Here is an 18797-nt window from a genome sequence, read left to right on the forward strand (position 1 = left end):
GGCGTGGTCGCGTCCCTGCGTGGCCACCGTTGGCCATGGATCACGATCGCGATCGTCGTGGTCGTGGCGGTCGTCGCCACCGTGACGATCGTCGTGGGCCGGGTCGCGAGCGGACCGGCACGGTCGGTGACCGATGCCGCCTCTGCGCTCGCCGCCCAGCCCGGTGTGACGCTCCGGGGGTCGGTCGAGGACGCGAGCGGCGCCCGTACGACGGTCGTGATGACCGTGGCCGCCGACGAGGTCGCCCACGCCGACCTCGCCCGGGAGTCCGGCGCGGCCGCGGAACTGGTGAGCGACGGCGCCCGGACCTTCCTGAGGGGCAACGTCGCGTGGTGGCAAGGGTCCACGGTCACCGACTTGCGCGTGGCCGACAGCTGGGTCGCTGACCCTCCTCCGGACGCGGTCGCGCACCTGTCCCTTGCTGACTTCACCCCGAAGGCCCTGGCGTCGGCGCTGCAGGCCGACGGAGGCCGGTGGGCGCGCGGCGGCGACCGGGTCGTCAACGGTCGGCCGGGCACGGAGCTGACCAACGGAAACCGGTTCGTCGTCGTCCCGACCACGTTGGGCGGCCCGCCGCTGCAGATGGCCATCCCGCTCGCGGCTCCGTGGGCGCCGCGGGCCTTCGTCACGCGCCTCGACGCCGACGAGCCCGACACCCCGGACGACCCCGACGGCCCGGACGACGCCGGCGGTCCCGTCGTGCCGAGCGCCGACCTCTCCAGCGTCACGCAGCCCAGTCCGCAGGACCTGGGAGCCGTGCACGACCAGGCCGCCCGTTCGGCCCGGGACGCCCGGGCCGGCGCGCGCGCGAGCGAGGACGGCGTGCCCTCCGAGCGCGCCGACGTCGACGAGTTCGTCCATTGGATGACCGCGGACCTGGGGCCGCCGAACCGGGACGGCAAAGAGAACGACACGCCGTTGGAGGAGCGCAAGGCTCGAGAGGCCGCGGGATGGGCGTTCCCGGAGGCCGGCACCTCGGTCATGGCGCCGCTCCTGCAGCTCCTACGCAGCGGCGAAGTCTCTCGCCGTCAAGCCGTCTACACCATCCTGGAGAAATTTCACGGCGCCGACAATAAGGCGGGATGGCGGCGTCACATCGAGGCGGCCGCGCGCGAGACCGAAGGACGGATTATCAACGGGAAGCGCGTCTTCCCACAATCGATCGCCGTGGACACGGACCATCGGGGAGCCACGGCGGACCTGATCCTGACGTACGACCCGGTCAAGGATCCAGGCATTCCCCCGGTGCTCATGGAGATTAAGACCATGCGCACCAGCAATGTGGATTACGTCAAGCGACACGTCCGGAAGGGGAGTCAACAGCTCCGAACAGCGAAGAACAGCTCGCCGGTCTATGAGGACGCGAAGACGGAGCTGCACCTGAAGTTCGAGAGCGGGGCCCTTCGCGGGCTGGACCGCGCCGATCGTGACCAAATCGTCCAGGTGTTCAAGGACCTGAACGTCTACCAGTGGATCCAGGACGAGGTCGGCGACGAGAAGCCGACGCTCATCATCGTCACGAACCTGACGACCGGGAACAAGACGGACAACCGTATCGAGATCCCGGTCGAGGAGATCAACCCGGCGAATCCTCCACCGTCTTCCAGGGGTTCCGGAGGCTCCGCACCGACCAGGCCACGACCCGTCCCTCAGGCCGGCGGCGCCGCCGCAGCTGCCGAGCCCGAGCCAGAGCCCGAGGAGGACAGCCACCAGCTGCTGGCCGGTCGGAACAGCCAGGTGACGGCGCAGGGCCCGGCGGCGGACAGCGTGGCCGACGTGTCGAACCCCGGCGGAATCGACTTCAGCTCCCTGAGCCTGCGCTACCTCTCCGACGGCAGCACGGGCGCGCCGACCCGGTACGCGTTCAGCGCGAACGCCGTCGGCCCGGGCAGCTCGCCGGGGACCGGGACCGGGACCGCGGCGACGCAGCGGGCCTCCGACGCGTTCTTCGTGTGGTTGAGCCTGCGCCCGGACGCCTTCTGGGTGAACCTCAACCCGAACCAGCCCGACAAGGTCACCGACCCGAACCTGGGCCGCACCGACGTCGGGCGAGTGCTGCTCGACGCTGACCTGGAGCTCAAGCGCTCGATGGGGCGCCTCACCCGCCCCCATACGCCGACCGGCGACCGCTTCTGGGCGTCCCCCGACGCGATCGACGTCCTCACCTACTGCGCCGTGACCCGGGCGTGGATCGTTCCCGGCCCTGCAGAGATCCGGGAGGAAGGCGACGCCGTCTACGTGGAGAAGGCGCCGCTCGTCGTGCAGACCGAACGGGCCGACGTCGGTGCCGCCGCCGGGCAGTGCACTCCGCCGCCGCCCGACGTCGCCGCCCGAGAGGACGCTCTCGTCCGCAGCGTGGTGCTGCCTGAGATGCAGCGCGAGGTCAACGAGGACCCGCGCTACGCCGCGCTGCGGCAGGTCTACTACGCCCGCGTCGCCGCCGAGTGGTATCGCCAGCGCAGCGCGAGCCACCACACCGAGTTCGGCAACCTCGTCAACACCGGCGACATAACGCCATGGGCCCTGCGCACCTCGTGGACGCCGCAGGAGGAGTTCGAGCAATATCGGCAGTCGTTCTTCAACGGCGAGTACCGGGACGACGTGACCATCGGCAGCACCACCTACTCCGTCATCCAGGGCGGGATCGACCTGGGCGCCGTCGAGCTCGTCCGGGACACGACACCGGCCCCGCCGGGCCTGACCGAGACTGTCAAGCAGTCGTTCACTGAGCAGAGCCGGGACCCGAGCGGGCAGTACTGGTTGGGGGCGGTCACGAAGGCGCCCCCGCCGGGCCCGCCGTGGACCCTGATGGGTCTCGGCGGCGCGGCCGTGCTCCTCGCGCTCGCTGGTGTCGGCTGGTGGCGGCACTGCCGCCGACTCCAGGGTCGATGGACGGGTCCCGTCACGGCGGACGACCGCGTCCCGGCGAGTGCGACGGCACCGTTCGCGGAACCCGCACCGTCGAGCGCGTACGTAACCTCGACAGAGTACGGACCGTTGAGCGCTGGATACGGGCCGTCGGCCAGATACGGTCCCTCGACCGAGTACCCTCCCTCGACCGAGTACCGTCCCTCGACCGAGTACGGCCCCCTGACCGAGTACGGCCCCTCGACCGAGTACGGCCCCGCTTCGGTTGGATGCGGAACCGCTGCTGTCGAGTACGGACCGGCATCCACTGAGTACGGGCCGTATGCCTCCGGCTACGGACGCACCGACGAGTACGGCCCCAGGAAGAGCGGTGGTCGGGAAGACTTCTAGTAGAGCGCGCGGGCCAGGGCGCGGCGGGCCGTGGTGACCCGCGGGTCGTCCGGCGCGAAGAGCTCGAAGAGCGACACCAGGTGCTCGCGGGCCGCGTCGCGGTCCTCGGCGGCGGTGCGCTGGACGGTCTTCACCAGCCGGTCGAACGCGGCCTCGACCTGACCGCCCGCGAGTTCGGCGTCGGCGGCGGCCTTCTGCGCGGCGACGTCGTCCGGCGCGGCGTCCGCAGCGGCGATCGCCGACGGGTCGGCCGACTCGGCGCGGGCCATGAACCGGACCTGCGAGAGCGCGGCCTGCGCCTCGGCGTTGGCCGGCTCGACGGCGAGGATCTGCTCGTAGGCGGCGATCGCGGCGTCGTAGTCACCGCGCTCGAGGGCGTCCTCGGCGGCGGTGAAGCGCGGGTCCTCGGGCTCGGGCACGGGCTCGGCCGAGCCCTCCTGCGCCGGGCCACGCGCCTCGGCCTCGGCGATGCCGGGCATGCGGTCGCGCAGCGCGTCGAGGATCTGGGCGACCCAGCCGCGGAGCTGCTCCTCCGGCTGCACCCCGGAGAAGGAGGTGACCGGCTGCTGGGCGACCACGACGTACACCGTCGGGATCGACTGCACCTGGAACATCTGCGCGATGCGGGGGTTCGCGTCGACGTCGACCTTGGCGAGGATCCAGGCGCCGTTGCCCTCGGCGGCGAGCTTCTCCAGCGTCGGGGAGAGCTGCTTGCACGGCTGGCACCACTCGGCCCAGAGGTCCACGACGACGGGCACGGTCATCGACCGCTCGAGGACCTCGGTCTGGAAGGTGTCCTCGGTGACGTCGATGACGAAGGAGCCTGCCGCCGGGGCCGGGGGGGCCGCGCCGTCACCGGGCGGCGCGGCGGGCGCGGCCGGGCGCGCCTGCTGCGCGGACCGCTGCTCGGCGCGGGCCTTCAGCCCGGAGAGGTCGACGGCCCCGGCCATGGCCGAGGACAGGGCAGCCGCCTGCGCGGCCTGACGGGGATCGGGGCGTGCCACGGGATCAATCCTGCCAGCTCGACAGATGCTCCTCGACCCGTGCCACCTTCGCGGCCATCTGCCCGCTCCAGCCGGGGCGGATGTCCGCCTTGAGCACGAGCGACACGCGGCTGCCGTAGCGCCCGGCGGCCTCCGTCGCCCGCTTCACCACGTCCATCACCTCGTCCCACTCGCCCTCGATCGAGGTGAACATCGACGAGGTCTCGTGCGGCAGGCCGGACTCGCGGACCACCCGCACCGCCGCCGCCACGGCCTCGCTCACCGAATCGGACTCCCCGCCGCTCGGGGCCACGCTGAACGCAACGATCACGGGTCCATCATCCTGCTAGATTCCCGCCGATGCCCGCGTCCGACCCGTTGCCGTTCGACCCCATCGAGCGAGCCGCCGCGATCTGGTCGGACAAGATCGGCGACGCGACCACGATGGCGGCCACCACGAGCGTCTTCCGCGTGCAGCAGATCCTGCAGCAGGCCGTCGACGCCGCGCTGCGCCCGCACGAGCTGACCTTCGCCCGCTTCGAGGCGCTCGTGCTCCTGACCTTCTCCCGCCACGGCGCGCTGCCGATGAACCTCATGGGCCAGCGGCTGCAGCTGCACCCGACGTCGATCACCAACATCGTCGACCGTCTCGAGGGCGCCGCGCTCGTCCGCCGGACCCCGCACCCCACGGACAAGCGCACGACCCTCGTCGAGATCACCGACGCCGGCCGCCGCCGCTGCGAGGAGGCGACGGCCGCGGTGACGACGGTCGACTTCGGGCTGGTCGGCCTCGCCCCCGACGAGGCCCGCACCCTGTTCGGGCTCCTCGCCCGCGTCCGGCACGCCGCGGGCGACTTCGCCTAGCGGTCGCCGGTCAGCTCGCCGCGACGAGTGCTCCGGAGCGGGGTCGGAGCCGGCCGTCGACGAGGTCGAGCACCGTGTCCATCCGGTCGAGGCCCTCCGGGCGGTGCGCGAGGAGCAGGACCGTGCGGTCGCCGGCGAGCAGGTCGGCCATCAGCGCCTGCGCGGTGGCCACGTCGAGTCCCTCGGTCGGCTCGTCGAGAATCCACACGCCCTGATCGGCGAGGACGAGCCGGGCGGCGGCGAGCCGACGGCGCTCCCCGCCCGAGATGCTGCCGGGGCCGATCACGGTGTCGAGCCCCTCCCCGAGCGAGTCGACCCACCCCTCCAGGTGCACCCGACGCAGGGCCGCGTGCAGCCGGTCGTCGTCGGCGTCGGGGGCGGCGAGGCGCAGGTTGGCGCGCACGGAGGCGGTGAAGACGTGGTCGTGGTCGCCGAGGAGCCCGATCCGGCGCCGCACCTCGTCCCCGGGGAGGTCGCGCACGTCGGCGCCGTCGATCGTCACGGTTCCCGACGACGGGTCGAGGAACGCGAGCAGGACGGCCGCCAGGGTCGACTTGCCCGACCCCGACGCACCCCTCACCGCGACCCGGGCTCCGGGCGGCAGGTCGAGGTCGACACCGCGCAGGGCCTGCTGGGCACCCCAGCCCGCGGCGAGGTCGCGGATCCGGATCGACGATGGCGTTCTGCGCGCACCCAGTGGGAGCAACGCGCCATCGTCGGGGCGCCCATGCGTGAGTGGCGCCGTCCGCACCTCTGACGTCAGCAGCGCGCCAGTGCTGACATCCGGCTCGGAGGCCGGCGGCGGCACTGCGGCGAGCGCGTCGATCCGCGCCCGCGCCTGACGGCCCCGCACGAGGGCGCGCGCCGCGGCGGGCAGGGCGAGGACGGTCCCGGCGAGGGCGGTCGGGAGCAGCACGACGATGCCGACGAGCTCCGGCGACGCGTCGAGCGACACCGCGGCGAGGGCGGCCCCGACGGTGGTGACGCCGAGCGCGAGGTGGGCGACCCCGTCGAGGAGGCCCTCGTGCACGGCCGCCCGCCGACGGGCCCGGTCCAGCGCTGCGACGCGCGCCCGGGGCACGGCGAGCACGTCGTCGCGGTCACGCACGGCGAGCTCCTCCCGGGCGGCGAGGGTCTCGACGACCGCGGCCTGGAGCCGGTCGCCGGCCCGATCGAGCGCGGGCCCGTCGCGGCGCGTGGCCACCACGGCGAGCAGCGGGACCACGACGCCGGCCACCCCGAGCCCCACGACCAGCGCGGGCAGCGTCGCGGGGACGGAGAGCCAGGCGACCAGGAGCACCAGCGGCGCCACCACGACCGCGACCAGCACCGGCTGCCGGCCGCGGACGAGGCCGTCGAGTCGCACGTCGACGTCGCCGACCGCCCGGGCCAGCAGGTCGCCCCGCCGACCGGCCACCGCGCCGGGCACCCGGTCGACGAGCACGGCGACGAGCGCCCGCCGCCAGCCCGCGACGCGGGACAGCGCGTCGTCGTGGACGACGAGCCGTTCGAGGTAGCGCAGGAGCGGCCGCAGCACGGCCGTGCCCCGCACGATCACGACCGCGATCGACAGGGTCAGCACCGGCGGTCGCGCGTCGGCGCGCACGATCAGCCAGGTCGACGCCGCGGTCAGCACGAGCCCGGCGAGCACCGACCCCGCGCCCAGGGCGACCCCGGCCATCGTCGAGAACTGGCGACGAGAACTCGACCCCGACGCGTGAGGGGAACCCTCGAGCGCTCTAGCGTGCTGAGGGTTCCCCTCACGCGGATCGGTGGTGGCTGTTGGACGCGCCACCGTGACCACCCGGTCCGCCGCCGCCAGGGCAGCCGGCCGGTGCGCGACGAGCAGCACTGCCGCCCCGCGACCGGCGGCCGCCCGCAGGAGCGCCAGCACCCGCGCCTCGGTGCCGGCGTCGAGGTGGGCGGTCGGCTCGTCGAGCAGCACCGTCTGGCGGGGCTCCGCCTCGAGCGCCGCGAGCACGCGGGCGAGCGCCAACCGCTCGCGCTGGCCGGCGGAGACCGACCCGCCCTCCTCGGCCAGCGACGCGTCCGGCCCGAACGGCAGGTCCAGCGCGGCCAGGACCGAGGGGTCGGTGGTCCCGATCGCGTCGGCGACGGTGCGCGCGTGCGGCAGCGTCGGGCGTTGCGGCAGGTACTGCACGGGCCCGCCGACCTCGACCGTGCCCTCGTCGGCCCGGATCGCGCCCGCCAGCACGCGGAGCAGCGTCGTCTTCCCGGCGCCGGACTCCCCCGCCAACGCCACCACCTCGCCCGGCTCGACGACGAGCGTGTCCAGCGCGAGCGCGTCGGTCCGCCGCTGCGGGTAGCGGACGCGGACCGAGGTGGCGCGGACACCCCGTGCGGAGACGACGGCGCCGCAGGACGGAACGGTGCTCACGAGGCCGGAGGCCACCTCCGACGCCCGCGCCACCTCGTGGAACCGCGCCCCGACCTCGCGGATCGGCCGGTACGCCTCGGGCGCGAGCAGGATCGCGACGAGGGCCGGGGCGAGGCCGAGCGAGCCGTCGACCACCCGCAGGCCGGCCGACACGGCGACCAGGCCGACCGACACGGTCGCCACCAGGTCCAGCGCGGTCGTCGACAGGAACGCCACCCGCAGCACCGATGCGCTCGCCCGCCGGTGCGCCTCGCCGGTCCGCGCGACCTCGTCCACCTGGCGGCGCGCCCGCCCGAACAGGCGCAGGGTCGCGAGCCCGACGACGACGTCGAGGACGTGGCCCGACAACCGCTCCCCGGCCGCCCACTGCGCGGCCGCCCGGCGCTCGGTGACCCAGCCGATCAGCGCCGCGAACACCGGCAGCAGCGGCAGCGTGAGCAGCACGATCACGGCCGACGACACGTCCGCCACGAACAGCCCGACCAGCACCAGCGGCGGCAGCACGGCAGCCAGCACGAGCGCGGGCAGGTACGAGGTGAACCACGCGCGGAGGTCGTCGATGCCGCCGGCGGCGAGTTCCCGACGACGGGTCGCGCCCGGGTCGCGGCGCTCGGCCTCCGGGTCGCGGGCGTCGAGCAGCCGCTCGCGCTGCGGCTCCACCACCCGGGTCGCGGTGCCGGCCGCGACCCGCGGCGCCAGCGTGGCGACGAGCGCACGCACCACGACGGCGCCCACCAACCACGCGATCTCGGTCGTCGGCCGCTCCCCGCCGACCAGCGACGCCACGAGCAGACCCGCCGCGACGAGCGCCGCCGCGTCCGCCACCGCGCCGACGACCCCCAGCACCACCTGCGCCGCCACCCCGGGCAGCGCGGGCCGGGCGAGGCGCAGCAGCCGGACGTCGACCGGCCCGCGGCCCGCCATCACGCCACCCGCTCGCTGGCCACCCGACGGCGGAACACCCAGTACGAGAACGCCTGGTAGGCCACCACGCCGGGCAGGATCAGCACCGCGCCGACCGTGATCACCGTCAGCGCGTACGGCGACGCCGCCGCCCCGGAGATCGTCAGCGACGCGGCCGGGTCGAGGGTCGAGGGCAGGACCACCGGCACGTGCGCGGTGAACGCCGCGACCACGGCGCCCACCACCCCGAGGGTCGCCGCCGCGAACGCCGCCCCCTCGTACCCGGAGGCCGCGGCGACGGCCGTGACGACCGCGAGCAGGGCGACGACCACGGCGAACAGCATCGTGGTGCCACCGACCGCCACGCCGACGCCCGCGGCGACCACCCCCGCCGCCACCGCCGACCCGACGGCCGTGCGCCGCGCCCGCACCCGGACCGGCCCGGTGGTGCGCAGGCCCAGGAACGTCGCGCCCTGCACGAGCGCGGCGAGGACGCCGAGCACCGCGCCGGCGAGGGCCGGCCACGACAGCAGCGGGCCGAGCGTGCGTTCCAGGCCGGTCCCGACGACGGCGCCGCCCGGGTCGAGCGCGAGGCCCGTCGTCGCGACGGCGACGACGGCACCGAACAGACCCGCCGTCAGGAACGAGGAGACCGCGAGCGTGATCTCGCAACGCCGGCGCCAGGCCGGGGTGTCGACCTTGCCGCGGAACTCGATGGCCACACCGCGCGCCGCGAGGGCGAGCAGCACCAGCACCATCGGCAGGTAGAGCCCGGAGAGCAGGGCGGCGTACCAGTCGGGGAACGCCGCGAAGGTCACGCCGATCGCGGCGACCAGCCAGACCTCGTTGCCGTCCCAGACGGGCCCCACGGTGCGGATCGCCGCGCCGCGCTCGTGGTCGTCGCGGCCGAGGACCGGGGCGAGCATGCCGACGCCGAAGTCGAAGCCCTCGAGGGCGAAGAACAGCACCCAGCAGAGGATCGCCAGCGCGAACCAGAGGATCTCCATCAGTAGCTCATCTCCAGGGCCGGCTCGGGGGTCTCCTCGCGCTGCGGCGCCGGGTGCAGCGTCGCCGGCTCCCGGCGCGAGACGTGCAGCACGAGGCGGACCCAGACCACCGCCAGGACGCCGTAGACCAGCGCGAACCCGGCCAACGAGGCGACGAGCTCGACGGGGGTGAGGGTGGGCGAGACGCCGTCGCGGGTCTGGAACAGGCCGAACACGAGCCAGGGCTGGCGGGCGGTCTCGGTGAACAGCCAGCCGAACGTCGCGGCGGCGGTGGGCAGCACGGGCAGCGTCCACAGGAAGCGCAGCAGCCAGCGGTCGGCGAACCACGTGGGTGTGAAGTCGCGGCCCCGCCGCGTGCGCCAAAGGACGTAGGCGGCGACCCCGGCGGCGACGACGCCGAGCCCGATCATGAGGCGGAACGTCCAGTAGGCGACGGGGATCCACGGCGTGTAGTCCTCGGGGCCGAACTGCAGCTCGTACTGGCGCTGCAGGTCGTCGATGCCCTGGACGGTGGCGGTCGGGTCGCCGGTGGCGAGGAAGCTGAGCAGCCACGGGACGTCGAGCGACCACGGCTGCTCCATACCGGGCAGCTGGACGGCGAAGAGGCTGAACGGGGCGTGCGAGGTGGTCTCGTAGAGCGCCTCCGCGGCGGCCATCTTCATGGGCTGGACCTCGGTCATCACCTTGCCCAGCACGTCGCCGGTGAGGCTCACGGCGGCGCCGCCGACCAGGGTGGTCCAGGCGCCGGCGCGGGCGAGGAGGCGCCAGGTGCCGCGCACCGGCTCGTCCTCGGCGTCGGCGGGCCGGGCCCAGCGGCGCCACATCCCGATGGCCATGAGCAGTCCGCCGCCGGCCATGAAGGCGCCCGCGATCGTGTGCGGGAACGAGGCGACGACGACGGGGTTGGTCAGCAGGGCCCCGAAGCTGCCGAGCACGGCGCGGCCGGTCTCCGGGTCGATCGTCGCGCCGACCGGGTGCTGCATGAAGGCGTTGGCCGCGAGGATGACGTAGGCCGAGATGAGGGTGCCGACCGCGACCACCCAGATCGTGGCCAGGTGCAGCCCGGGGCGCAGCCGGTCGCGGCCGAACCACCACAGGCCCAGGAACGTGGCCTCGAGGAAGAACGCGAGCATGCCCTCGATGGCCAGCGTCGGGCCGAAGACGTCGCCGTAGTACTGCGCGAACGCCGACCAGGAGAGCCCGAACTGGAACTCCTGGACCAGCCCGGTCACCACGCCCACGGCGAAGGTGGCCATCAGCAGCTTCCCCGCGAACAGGGTGGCCCGCGAGTACCGCTCGTCCCCGGTGCGCCACCACGCCGTCTGCAGGCCCGCCGTCAACGCCGAGAGCGAGATCGACAGCGGGACGAACAGGTAGTGGTAGACGGTGACGACGGCGAACTGCAGGCGTGAGAGCTCCAGTGCGGTCACGACCCGACCTCCTGTCGACTACGACGCTTCGTAGTACCTACGACCGACGGTAGTACGACATGAGTCGTTGACACATCGTGTCGCTGGGTACACTCCTCCGCGTGGCCCTCGGAGAGCTCGAACGCGCGGTCATGGCCCAGCTGTGGTCGGCCGAGGAGCCGCTCACGGTGCGGGACGTCCACGACCGGTTGGAACGCGAGCTCGCGTACACCACCGTGATGACCGTCCTCGGCCGTCTGGCGAAGAAAGGGCTGGTCAGGCAGGAACGGGACGGCAAGGCCTACCGCTACGCCGCCGCCTCCAGCCGCGAGCAGATGGCGGCCGAGCTGATGCTCGACGCGCTCGGCGACGTCGGCGAGGACCGCACGGCCGCGCTGGTGGCCTTCGTCGACCGGGTCGGCCCGGCGGAGGCCGAGGCCCTGCGCAAGGCCCTCGACACGCCCGCGCAGGGCACGCCGCGCCCGGCGGACCGATCACCCGAGTCGTGAGACCGGCCACGCAGGCGCCACACTGACGTCCCATGGCGTCGGTGTGGCTGACGGGGCTCGCCCTCGTGCTCGCCGGGCCCGTGCCCGCCCTCCTGGCCCGGGCGCGGTGGACCCGGTCCGTGCCGCGCGCCGCGATCGTGCTCTGGCAGTCGGTGGCGGTCGCCGCCGTCCTCGCGGCCGTGGGCAGCGCCCTGGCGGCACCCGAGGCCCTGCTGCGGGTCTTCTTCCACCCCGAGGAGCGGACCGGGATCGCCCTCGCGACCGCGGTCGGCGTCGCGGCGGTGCTCGCCGGGCTCATCGTCGTGCGCCTGGTGGTGGTGCTCGTCCTGCTGGCCGTGCGCACCCGGGTCCGCCGCGCCCGCCACCGGGACATGATCGACCTGCTCGCGCGGGCCGAGGAGGTCGACGCGGGCGGCTCGTTGCGCGCGGGCACGGTGCTGCGGGTGCTCGACGGGGCCGTCCCGTTCGCGTACTGCGTGCCGGGCCGGGTCGGGCGGGAGGGCCGCGTCGTGGTCACCGGCGCCGCGCTCGAGACGCTCTGCCCGAAGGAGCTCACCGCGGTGATCGCCCACGAGCAGGCCCACCTCGCCGCCCGGCACGACCTCGTCCGCGAGGGCTTCACCGCCCTGCACCGGGCCTTCCCGGTGATCGTGCGCAGCCGCGAGGCCCGCGACGCCGTGGCGCTCCTGCTCGAGATGCTCGCCGACGACGCGGGTCGCCGCCGCGTCGGCGACGACGCGATGGCCGGCGCCCTGGACGCCTTCGCCTCCAGCGACCGCGCCGGGTACGGCACCGACGTCGTCGAGCGACTCGAGCGCATCCGCGACTGCGTGCACGGCGGCCGGGCCCTCGCCGTCGGCACCTACCTCGCGGCGGTGGCGCTGGTGGTGGTCCCCACCGTCACCATCGTCATCCCGTGGCTGACCGACGCACTCCCCACCGTCGGCGTGCGCTGAGGGCCTCACGGCCACTCCCGCATCGCGCCCCGCCGCCCGCGGTGCGCCCCGCGGCGCCGACGCCGCGACCGGCGCCACCGCCCCGCGTAGTCCGCCCCCTGCAGCAGGGCCATGACGGTGACCACCCACCAACACAGCACGGCCACCCCCTCTCCTCAGGGGCGGACCATAGACTCACCCCCCGTCAACCTCGGCCGCCGAACGCAGCCGGTCGGCGGCGGCGAAGGGGTCGAGGTCCCCGGCCGCGACCCCCGCGGCCAGGGTGTCGAGCGCGGCGGAACCCGAGACCGCCCGCAGCTGCGCCCGCAGGTCGGCCAGCGCGATCGCCTCGATCTCGGCCCGGGCGCGGCGTCGTCGCCCCTCGTCGCCGCGTCCGCGCTCGTCCATCCACGCCCGGTGCGCGTCGACGGCGGCGAGCAGGTCGTCGATGCCGCGGCCGGCGGCGGCGACCGTCCGGACGACGGGGGCGCGCCACTGCGGCCCGGTCCCCCGCCGCCCCATCGCCATCGCGTTCTCGATCTCGCGGACGGTGGCCTCCGCGCCCTCCCGGTCGGCCTTGTTCACGCAGAACACGTCGGCGATCTCGAGGACCCCGGCCTTGGTCGCCTGGATGCCGTCGCCCATGCCGGGCGCGAGGAGCACCACCGTGGTGTCCGCGAGGGCCACCACCTCGACCTCCGACTGCCCCACGCCCACGGTCTCCACCAGCACCACGTCGCACCCCGCCGCGTCGAGCACGCGCAGCGCCTGCGGGGCCGCCGCGGAGAGTCCGCCGAGGTGCCCGCGGGTGGCCATCGACCGGATGAACACGCCGGGGTCGGTGGCGTGCTCGCTCATCCGCACCCGGTCGCCGAGCAGCGCCCCGCCGGAGAACGGGGAGGACGGGTCGACGGCGAGCACCCCCACCCGCCGTCCGGTCCGGCGGAGCTCGCCGACCAGCGCGGACGTCGTCGTCGACTTCCCCACCCCGGGGGAGCCGGTCAGGCCCACCACCAGCGCGTGCCCGGCATGCGGGGCGAGCGCGGCGGCGAGCTCGCGCACCGCCGGGCCACCGTCCTCGACCATGGAGACGAGCTGGGCGACGGCGCGCGGCGAGCCCTCGCGGGCGCGGGAGACGAGGTCGGCGAGGTCGGGCACGGCGCCGATCGTGGCAGGACCGGGCCGTCCGGACAGGGTCACCCGCCCGAGGTCGGGGTGGTGGCCGTCACCTGCTTGGTGTTGCGATTCAGACGCTTACTGTCCCGAGCATGACTGCACAGCTCGACGCAGCGATCGGCATCGTGGCCGTGGACCACGTCGGCATCGCCGTCCCGGATCTCGACGAGGCCATCGCCTGGTACGCCCGCACGTTGGGTCTCGAGGCGACGCACACCGAGACCAACGAGGAGCAGGGCGTGCGCGAGGCGATGCTGCACGCGCCCGACGACCCGTCCGGGACCGCGATCCAGCTGCTGGCGCCGCTGGACGAGAAGTCCACCATCGCGAAGTTCATCGACCGCAACGGTCCCGGCCTGCAGCAGGTCGCCTACCGGGTGCGCGACGTGGAGGACACCGCCGCGAAGCTTCGGGAGAAGGGTGTCCGGCTGCTCTACGAGCAGGCCCGGCGCGGCACCGCCGACTCCCGCGTGAACTTCGTCCACCCGAAGGACGCCGGGGGCGTGCTCGTCGAGCTGGTCCAACCGGCCGCCGGACACTGACGCACGTCACCCTTCTCGCCCTAGCTACTCGTCGGTAGCCTCACCGCACCCGACCACCCCGGAGGCAAGACCAGTGCAGGAAATCCGCGACGCCATCCTCGCCGACGATCTGGCCGGCATCGGCTCCATGACCGTCCCCGAGTCCTACCGGGGCATCACGGTGCACGCCGACGAGGCCGACATGTTCGCCGGGATGCCCGCCCAGGAGAAGGATCCCCGCAAGTCGCTGCACCTCGACGACGTCCCGACGCCCGAGGTCGCGCCCGGCGAGGCCCTCGTCGCCGTCATGGCCAGCGCCATCAACTACAACACCGTGTGGACCTCGATCTTCGAGCCGGTGTCCACCTTCGGCTTCCTCAAGCGCTACGGCCGCATCTCCGACCTCGCGAAGCGCCACGACCTGCCCTACCACGTCGTCGGCTCCGACCTCGCCGGCGTCGTGCTCAAGGTCGGCGCGGGCGTGCAGATGTGGAAGCCGGGCGACAAGGTCGTCGCGCACTGCCTCTCGGTGGAGCTCGAGAGCCCCGCCGGGCACGACGACACGATGATGGACCCCGAGCAGCGGATCTGGGGCTTCGAGACCAACTTCGGCGGCCTCGCCGACATGGCCCTGGTCAAGACCAACCAGCTGATGCCCAAGCCGGACCACCTCACCTGGGAGGAGGCCGCCTCCCCCGGGCTGGTCAACTCCACCGCCTACCGCCAGCTGGTCAGCCCGCACGGCGCGAACATGACCCAGGGCGACGTCGTCCTGATCTGGGGCGCGTCGGGCGGCCTGGGCTCCTACGCCACCCAGTTCGCGCTCAACGGCGGCGCCACCCCGGTCTGCGTGGTCTCCTCCCCGGAGAAGGCCGAACTCTGCCGCAAGATGGGCGCCGAGCTGATCATCGACCGCTCCGCCGAGGGCTACAAGTTCTGGTCCGACCCCGAGACCCAGGACCCCCGCGAGTGGAAGCGGTTCGGCGCGAAGATCCGTGAGCTGACCGGCGGCGACGACCCCGACATCGTCTTCGAGCACCCGGGCCGCGAGACCTTCGGCGCGTCGGTCTACGTCGCCAAGCGCGGCGGCACCATCGTCACCTGCGCCTCGACGTCGGGCTTCATGCACCAGTACGACAACCGCTACCTGTGGATGAACCTCAAGCGGATCATCGGGTCGCACTTCGCGAACTACAAGGAGGCCTACCTGGCGAACCGCCTGGTGGCCCAGGGCAAGATCCACCCGACGGTCTCCAAGAGCTACGCGCTCGAGGACACCGGCGAGGCCGCCAACGACGTCCACCACAACTCCCACCAGGGCAAGGTCGGCGTCCTCTGCCTCGCCCCCGAGGAGGGCCTCGGCGTCACCAACCCGGAGCTGCGCGAGCAGCACCTGGAGGGCATCAACCGCTTCCGCGGCCAGTAGTCCCTTCTCCCGCTCCGAGCGAACGGCACTTTCGCGCATGTAGATGCTGCGAGAGTGCCGTTCGTGCGTTTCCGGGCCCCTTCCCGACGACGGCCCGGTGCAGGTGACCGGACTCACCCGACCGTGTGACCGGTACCGATCCGGGCGGGAGCGGCGTGTCCGTCACCCGACCGTGGCCGTGTCGCGAAGGGCCCTAGTAACCTGGGCAGATGCCGTCGGGAGACCGTGACCTGCTGCCTCTGGGCACCGGCTTCGACGTCGTACGTCGGGGGTACGACCGGGGCCAGGTGGAGGAACACCTCGACCGGGTCGAGGCCGACCTGCGCATCCTCACCGCCGACCGGGACGCCGCGGTGGCGCAGGCCTCGGAGCTCGCCCGGGCGCTCGACCGCACGCGGGCGCACGTCGAGGAGCTCCGCGCCCAGATCGACCGCCTGGCCGCGCCGCCGGACTCGATGGAGGGCCTCTCCGAGCGGCTGCAGCGCATGCTCCGCCTGGCCCAGGACGAGGCCCGCGAGATGCGCTCCTCGGCGGAGCAGGCCGCCCGGCGCACCCGGGAGGAGGCCGACGAGCGTGCCCGCCGCACGATCGCCGAGGCCGAGGACCAGGCCACCCGGACGATCACCGACGCCGACGACTACGCGCGGAACACCAGCGAGGAGGCCCGTCGGCAGGCGCAGGAGACGCACGACGCCGCCGAGGCCGCCGCGGCCGAGACGCGCACCCGCTACGACGCGGGGCTCGCGGACAACGAGCGTCGTCGCGCCGAGATGGAGGACGAGCACCGTGGGCTGATGGACGCCGCCCGCGCCGACGCCGCCCGCATCCGCACCGAGGCCGAGAACGAGCGCCGTCGGCTCGACGAGGAGTCCCGCGCCCGCCGCGCGCAGGTCGAGGAGGACTTCGAGATCGCGATGGCCTCGCGGCGCACCGAGTCGATGCGGGTCCTCGCCCGCAGCGAGGCGGACGCCCGGTCGCGCGCCGAGAAGCAGCTGCGCGACGCCTCGGAGGAGGCCCGCCGCCGCCTGCGCGACGCGGACGGCGAGGTCGCCGAGATCCGTCGGCTGCGCGCCCGCGTGACCAACCAGCTGGCGACGCTGCGTGAGTCGCTCGCCGACCTGCCCAGCCTCGACGCGTTCCCCGACGAGACGCCGGACGACGCGACCGCCCCGGTGCCGACCCCGACGGTCCCCGCCGACCACCACACACCGCGCCGGGACTACGAGACCACGTCGACGTAGGGGCACCCCCCTCCTGGCAGCAACGGCGCTTCGCTGTCACCCCGCGACAGCGAAGCGTCGTTGCTGGCGTCCAGTGGCAGGAACGCCACACCGTCGGGCAGGTCGTCGGGCTCCCCTGATGTCCGGTCCGTCCGCTTCCGGCGGCGATGTCGGTGCCACCTGGGAGGATCACCGGTGTGGACGTCGCGCTCGAGATCGGCCTGGTCCTGCTGTTCGTGCTCGTCGGCGGTTTCTTCGCGGCCGCCGAGATCGCGCTGGTGTCGCTGCGCTCGGGCCGGGTCGCCGCGCTGGCCGAGGAGGGGACGCGGGGCCGTGCGGTGGCCCGGCTGCGAGGTGACTCCAACCGCTTCCTGTCCGCGGTGCAGATCGGGGTCACGTTCACCGGGTTCTTCGCCTCCAGCTACGGCGGCGCGACGCTCGCGGGCCGGCTCGAGCCCGGCCTGACCGGCCTCGGCCTCCCGGTGGCCCTCGCGGCGACGGTCGCGCTGATCCTCGTCACCGCGTTCGTCTCGTACCTCTCCCTGGTCGCCGGGGAGCTGGTGCCCAAGCGCCTGGCCCTGCAGAACCCGGAGGCGGTGTCCCTGACGACCGCCCCGGTGCTCGACCGCCTCGCGGCGCTGACACGTCCGCTGATCTGGCTGCTCTCGGTGTCGACGAACGCCGTCGTCCGGCTGCTCGGCGTCGACCCCCGCCAGGCCGACGACGAGGTCAGCGAGGAGGAGCTGCGGGACATGGTGCGCACCACCAGCACGCTGACCGACGAGGAGCGGCGCCTGCTCAGCGACGCCTTCGCCGCGACCGACCGCGTGGTCAGCGAGGTGATGATCCCCCGCACCGAGGTCAGCTTCCTCGACGCCGGGCTGACCGTCGAGGAGGCCGTCCTGCGGGTCGCCGACCAGCCGCACTCGCGCTACCCGGTCGTCGGCGACTCGGTCGACGACATCGTCGGCTTCGTGCACATCCGCGACATCCTGACGGCCAGCCGCCGGGCCGACGGGGTCCCGCGACGCCTGCGCGACGTCGCGCGCGACCTCGTGGTGGTGCCCGGGACCCGACCGGTGCTCGACACGCTGTCGCTCATGCGCCGCGGCGGCAACCACCTGGCGCTGGTCATCGACGAGTACGGCGGCACCGACGGCATCGTCACCGTGGAGGACCTCGTCGAGGAGATCGTCGGCGAGATCCGCGACGAGTACGACCCGAAGGCCGTCCCGACCCGGTCCGGCGGGGACGGGACCTACGAGGTGGACGGTCTGCTGAACCGCAACGACGTCAGCGAGCAGACCGGGATCGAGCTGCCGGAGGGCCAGTTCGACACGCTCGGCGGCTACGTCCTGCAGGAGCTGGGCCGCAGCCCCGCGGTGGGCGACACCGTCGAGGACCTCGACCACCGCTTCACGGTGGCCGCGGTCGACGGGTACCGGGTCGCGCGCGTGCGCGTCAGCCCGCTCGCCCGGGCGCGGGAGGCCGAGGACTGAGCTGGCGGACCCGCGGCCACACGCCGGTCGCCCACAGCGCCCACCCGACCAGCAGCGGCTGGAAGAACAGCCGGGTGAGCCGGGCCCGGTCGTCGTCGAGCCCGAACGCGGGCACGCCGTCGAGGTACTGCCACAGGTTGCCGGGGAAGATCGCGACGAAGAAGAGCGCGACGACGACCCCCACCACCCGTCGTCGGGATCGCAGCGCCAGCAGCGCGAGCCCGAGCGCGATCTCGACGACGCCGGACACCAGCACGACGAGGTCCGCGTCGACCGGGAACCAGGACGGCACCTGACCGCGGAACTCGGTCCGCAGCGGACCGAGGTGGGTGACACCGGCCGCCGTCAGGAAGAGGCCCAGCAGGACCCGGCCGACGAGGCGGAGCCGGGGTTCACCCACGGTTCCAGCATCCCGTGTGCCAGTGCCGGCGCTCGTCGCCGCCCCCGAGCTCGTCGACGGGCCAGGTCACGACGTGGGCCGTGCCCGGGAAGATCTCCTGGTTGCAGCCGGGGCAGCGGTAGACCTTCGTGGCGCCGGAGCCGGCGATCCGCCGGACGGCCCAGCGCCGCCCGCCGCGCTCGACGTTCGAGAGGGCGCCGCCGAACAGCGGGCGGGGTTCGCCGCCCGCTGCGCGTCGGTTGCGTCGTGCCATGAGGTGGCTGCGCCTTGTGAGTACTAATCCGTGCTG

At 73.9% G+C, this 18797-nt stretch carries 17 protein-coding genes; 8 read left to right on the forward strand and 9 right to left on the reverse strand.

The window, feature by feature from the left end:
* Positions 1-3 precede the first annotated feature (3 nt).
* Positions 4-3258, forward strand: a complete 3255-nt coding sequence (locus ACQPYX_RS22855) for a hypothetical protein (RefSeq protein WP_433799565.1) — start codon at positions 4-6, stop codon at positions 3256-3258.
* On the opposite strand, the gene ACQPYX_RS22860 is transcribed toward ACQPYX_RS22855, so the two are convergent.
* Complete coding sequence (locus ACQPYX_RS22860) at positions 3255-4208, reverse strand: tetratricopeptide repeat protein (protein WP_433803788.1); 954 nt, start codon at positions 4206-4208, stop codon at positions 3255-3257. The two genes, ACQPYX_RS22855 and ACQPYX_RS22860, sit on opposite strands and share 4 nt — an antisense overlap.
* A 58-nt stretch (positions 4209-4266) precedes the next feature.
* A complete protein-coding gene (locus ACQPYX_RS22865; protein ID WP_433799566.1) occupies positions 4267-4572 on the reverse strand; it encodes an MTH1187 family thiamine-binding protein in 306 nt (101 codons plus the stop codon).
* Positions 4573-4601: 29 nt separating this feature from the next.
* Here ACQPYX_RS22865 and ACQPYX_RS22870 point away from each other — a divergent pair, with 29 nt between their 5' ends.
* Entirely contained in the window at positions 4602-5105 is a 504-nt protein-coding gene (locus ACQPYX_RS22870) for a MarR family winged helix-turn-helix transcriptional regulator (RefSeq protein ID WP_433799567.1), read from the forward strand.
* A 10-nt stretch (positions 5106-5115) separates the two neighbouring features.
* Here ACQPYX_RS22870 and cydC read toward each other — a convergent pair whose 3' ends face one another.
* From cydC to ACQPYX_RS22885, 3 genes are read right to left on the reverse strand one after another with little or no spacing between them, the layout of a single operon-like run.
* Positions 5116-8427, reverse strand: coding sequence for a thiol reductant ABC exporter subunit CydC (gene cydC / locus ACQPYX_RS22875; protein WP_433799568.1), 3312 nt, complete (start codon positions 8425-8427; stop codon positions 5116-5118).
* Complete coding sequence (gene cydB / locus ACQPYX_RS22880) at positions 8427-9413, reverse strand: cytochrome d ubiquinol oxidase subunit II (RefSeq protein WP_433799569.1); 987 nt, start codon at positions 9411-9413, stop codon at positions 8427-8429. Before cydB ends, cydC begins: the two co-directional genes overlap by 1 nt.
* Positions 9413-10843, reverse strand: coding sequence for a cytochrome ubiquinol oxidase subunit I (locus tag ACQPYX_RS22885; protein ID WP_433799570.1), 1431 nt, complete (start codon positions 10841-10843; stop codon positions 9413-9415). Before ACQPYX_RS22885 ends, cydB begins: the two co-directional genes overlap by 1 nt.
* Before the next feature lie 101 nt (positions 10844-10944).
* Between ACQPYX_RS22885 and ACQPYX_RS22890 the strand changes: the two genes are divergently transcribed.
* On the forward strand, positions 10945-11331 hold the full coding sequence (locus ACQPYX_RS22890; protein WP_433799571.1) for a BlaI/MecI/CopY family transcriptional regulator: 387 nt from the start codon (positions 10945-10947) through the stop codon (positions 11329-11331).
* A 32-nt stretch (positions 11332-11363) separates the two neighbouring features.
* The gene (locus tag ACQPYX_RS22895) at positions 11364-12287 is read left to right on the forward strand and encodes a M56 family metallopeptidase (RefSeq protein ID WP_433799572.1); all 924 of its coding nucleotides are present in this window, start codon (positions 11364-11366) and stop codon (positions 12285-12287) included.
* A gap of 5 nt (positions 12288-12292) precedes the next feature.
* Here the strand turns inward: ACQPYX_RS22895 and ACQPYX_RS22900 are convergent, their stop codons facing one another.
* A complete protein-coding gene (locus ACQPYX_RS22900; RefSeq protein WP_433799573.1) occupies positions 12293-12433 on the reverse strand; it encodes a hypothetical protein in 141 nt (46 codons plus the stop codon).
* 28 nt (positions 12434-12461) lie between these two features.
* Positions 12462-13424, reverse strand: coding sequence for a methylmalonyl Co-A mutase-associated GTPase MeaB (meaB, locus tag ACQPYX_RS22905; protein WP_433799574.1), 963 nt, complete (start codon positions 13422-13424; stop codon positions 12462-12464).
* 110 nt (positions 13425-13534) lie between these two features.
* On the opposite strand from meaB, the gene mce reads away from it, so the two are divergent.
* The 4 genes from mce to ACQPYX_RS22925 all read left to right on the forward strand — a co-directional run bounded on the left by mce (position 13535) and on the right by ACQPYX_RS22925 (position 18108).
* Positions 13535-13984 carry a methylmalonyl-CoA epimerase gene (mce, locus tag ACQPYX_RS22910; RefSeq protein WP_433799575.1) on the forward strand — a complete coding sequence of 150 codons (450 nt, stop codon included), beginning with the start codon at positions 13535-13537 and terminating at the stop codon, positions 13982-13984.
* 127 nt (positions 13985-14111) lie between these two features.
* On the forward strand, positions 14112-15389 hold the full coding sequence (gene ccrA, locus ACQPYX_RS22915) for a crotonyl-CoA carboxylase/reductase (RefSeq protein WP_230755668.1): 1278 nt from the start codon (positions 14112-14114) through the stop codon (positions 15387-15389).
* A 209-nt stretch (positions 15390-15598) separates the two neighbouring features.
* Entirely contained in the window at positions 15599-16630 is a 1032-nt protein-coding gene (locus tag ACQPYX_RS22920) for a DivIVA domain-containing protein (RefSeq protein WP_433799576.1), read from the forward strand.
* Positions 16631-16806: 176 nt separating this feature from the next.
* Complete coding sequence (locus ACQPYX_RS22925; protein WP_433799577.1) at positions 16807-18108, forward strand: hemolysin family protein; 1302 nt, start codon at positions 16807-16809, stop codon at positions 18106-18108.
* On the opposite strand, the gene ACQPYX_RS22930 is transcribed toward ACQPYX_RS22925, so the two are convergent.
* Together ACQPYX_RS22930 and ACQPYX_RS22935 are read right to left on the reverse strand one after the other, a co-directional pair.
* Complete coding sequence (locus tag ACQPYX_RS22930; protein WP_433799578.1) at positions 18071-18508, reverse strand: DoxX family protein; 438 nt, start codon at positions 18506-18508, stop codon at positions 18071-18073. The two genes, ACQPYX_RS22925 and ACQPYX_RS22930, sit on opposite strands and share 38 nt — an antisense overlap.
* Positions 18501-18761 (reverse strand): hypothetical protein, encoded by a 261-nt coding sequence (locus ACQPYX_RS22935; protein ID WP_433799579.1) that lies wholly within the window; start codon positions 18759-18761, stop codon positions 18501-18503. Before ACQPYX_RS22935 ends, ACQPYX_RS22930 begins: the two co-directional genes overlap by 8 nt.
* Between the last annotated feature and the right edge of the window lie 36 nt (positions 18762-18797).

The sequence above is a fragment of the Actinomycetospora sp. CA-084318 genome (assembly GCF_050955885.1).
In the GTDB taxonomy this organism is placed as follows: Bacteria; Actinomycetota; Actinomycetes; order Mycobacteriales; family Pseudonocardiaceae; genus Actinomycetospora.

What these genes read in the sequence shown, in the direction of transcription:
- ACQPYX_RS22860 (WP_433803788.1), bottom strand. Translation starts at nt 4,208, where the DNA reads ATGGCCGGGGCCGTCGACCTCTCCGGGCTGAAGGCCCGCGCCGAGCAG.
- ACQPYX_RS22870 (WP_433799567.1), top strand. Translation starts at nt 4,602, where the DNA reads ATGCCCGCGTCCGACCCGTTGCCGTTCGACCCCATCGAGCGAGCCGCC.
- cydC (WP_433799568.1), bottom strand. Translation starts at nt 8,427, where the DNA reads ATGGCGGGCCGCGGGCCGGTCGACGTCCGGCTGCTGCGCCTCGCCCGG.
- cydB (WP_433799569.1), bottom strand. Translation starts at nt 9,413, where the DNA reads ATGGAGATCCTCTGGTTCGCGCTGGCGATCCTCTGCTGGGTGCTGTTC.
- ACQPYX_RS22895 (WP_433799572.1), top strand. Translation starts at nt 11,364, where the DNA reads ATGGCGTCGGTGTGGCTGACGGGGCTCGCCCTCGTGCTCGCCGGGCCC.
- mce (WP_433799575.1), top strand. Translation starts at nt 13,535, where the DNA reads ATGACTGCACAGCTCGACGCAGCGATCGGCATCGTGGCCGTGGACCAC.
- ccrA (WP_230755668.1), top strand. Translation starts at nt 14,112, where the DNA reads ATGACCGTCCCCGAGTCCTACCGGGGCATCACGGTGCACGCCGACGAG.
- ACQPYX_RS22920 (WP_433799576.1), top strand. Translation starts at nt 15,599, where the DNA reads ATGCCGTCGGGAGACCGTGACCTGCTGCCTCTGGGCACCGGCTTCGAC.
- ACQPYX_RS22935 (WP_433799579.1), bottom strand. Translation starts at nt 18,761, where the DNA reads ATGGCACGACGCAACCGACGCGCAGCGGGCGGCGAACCCCGCCCGCTG.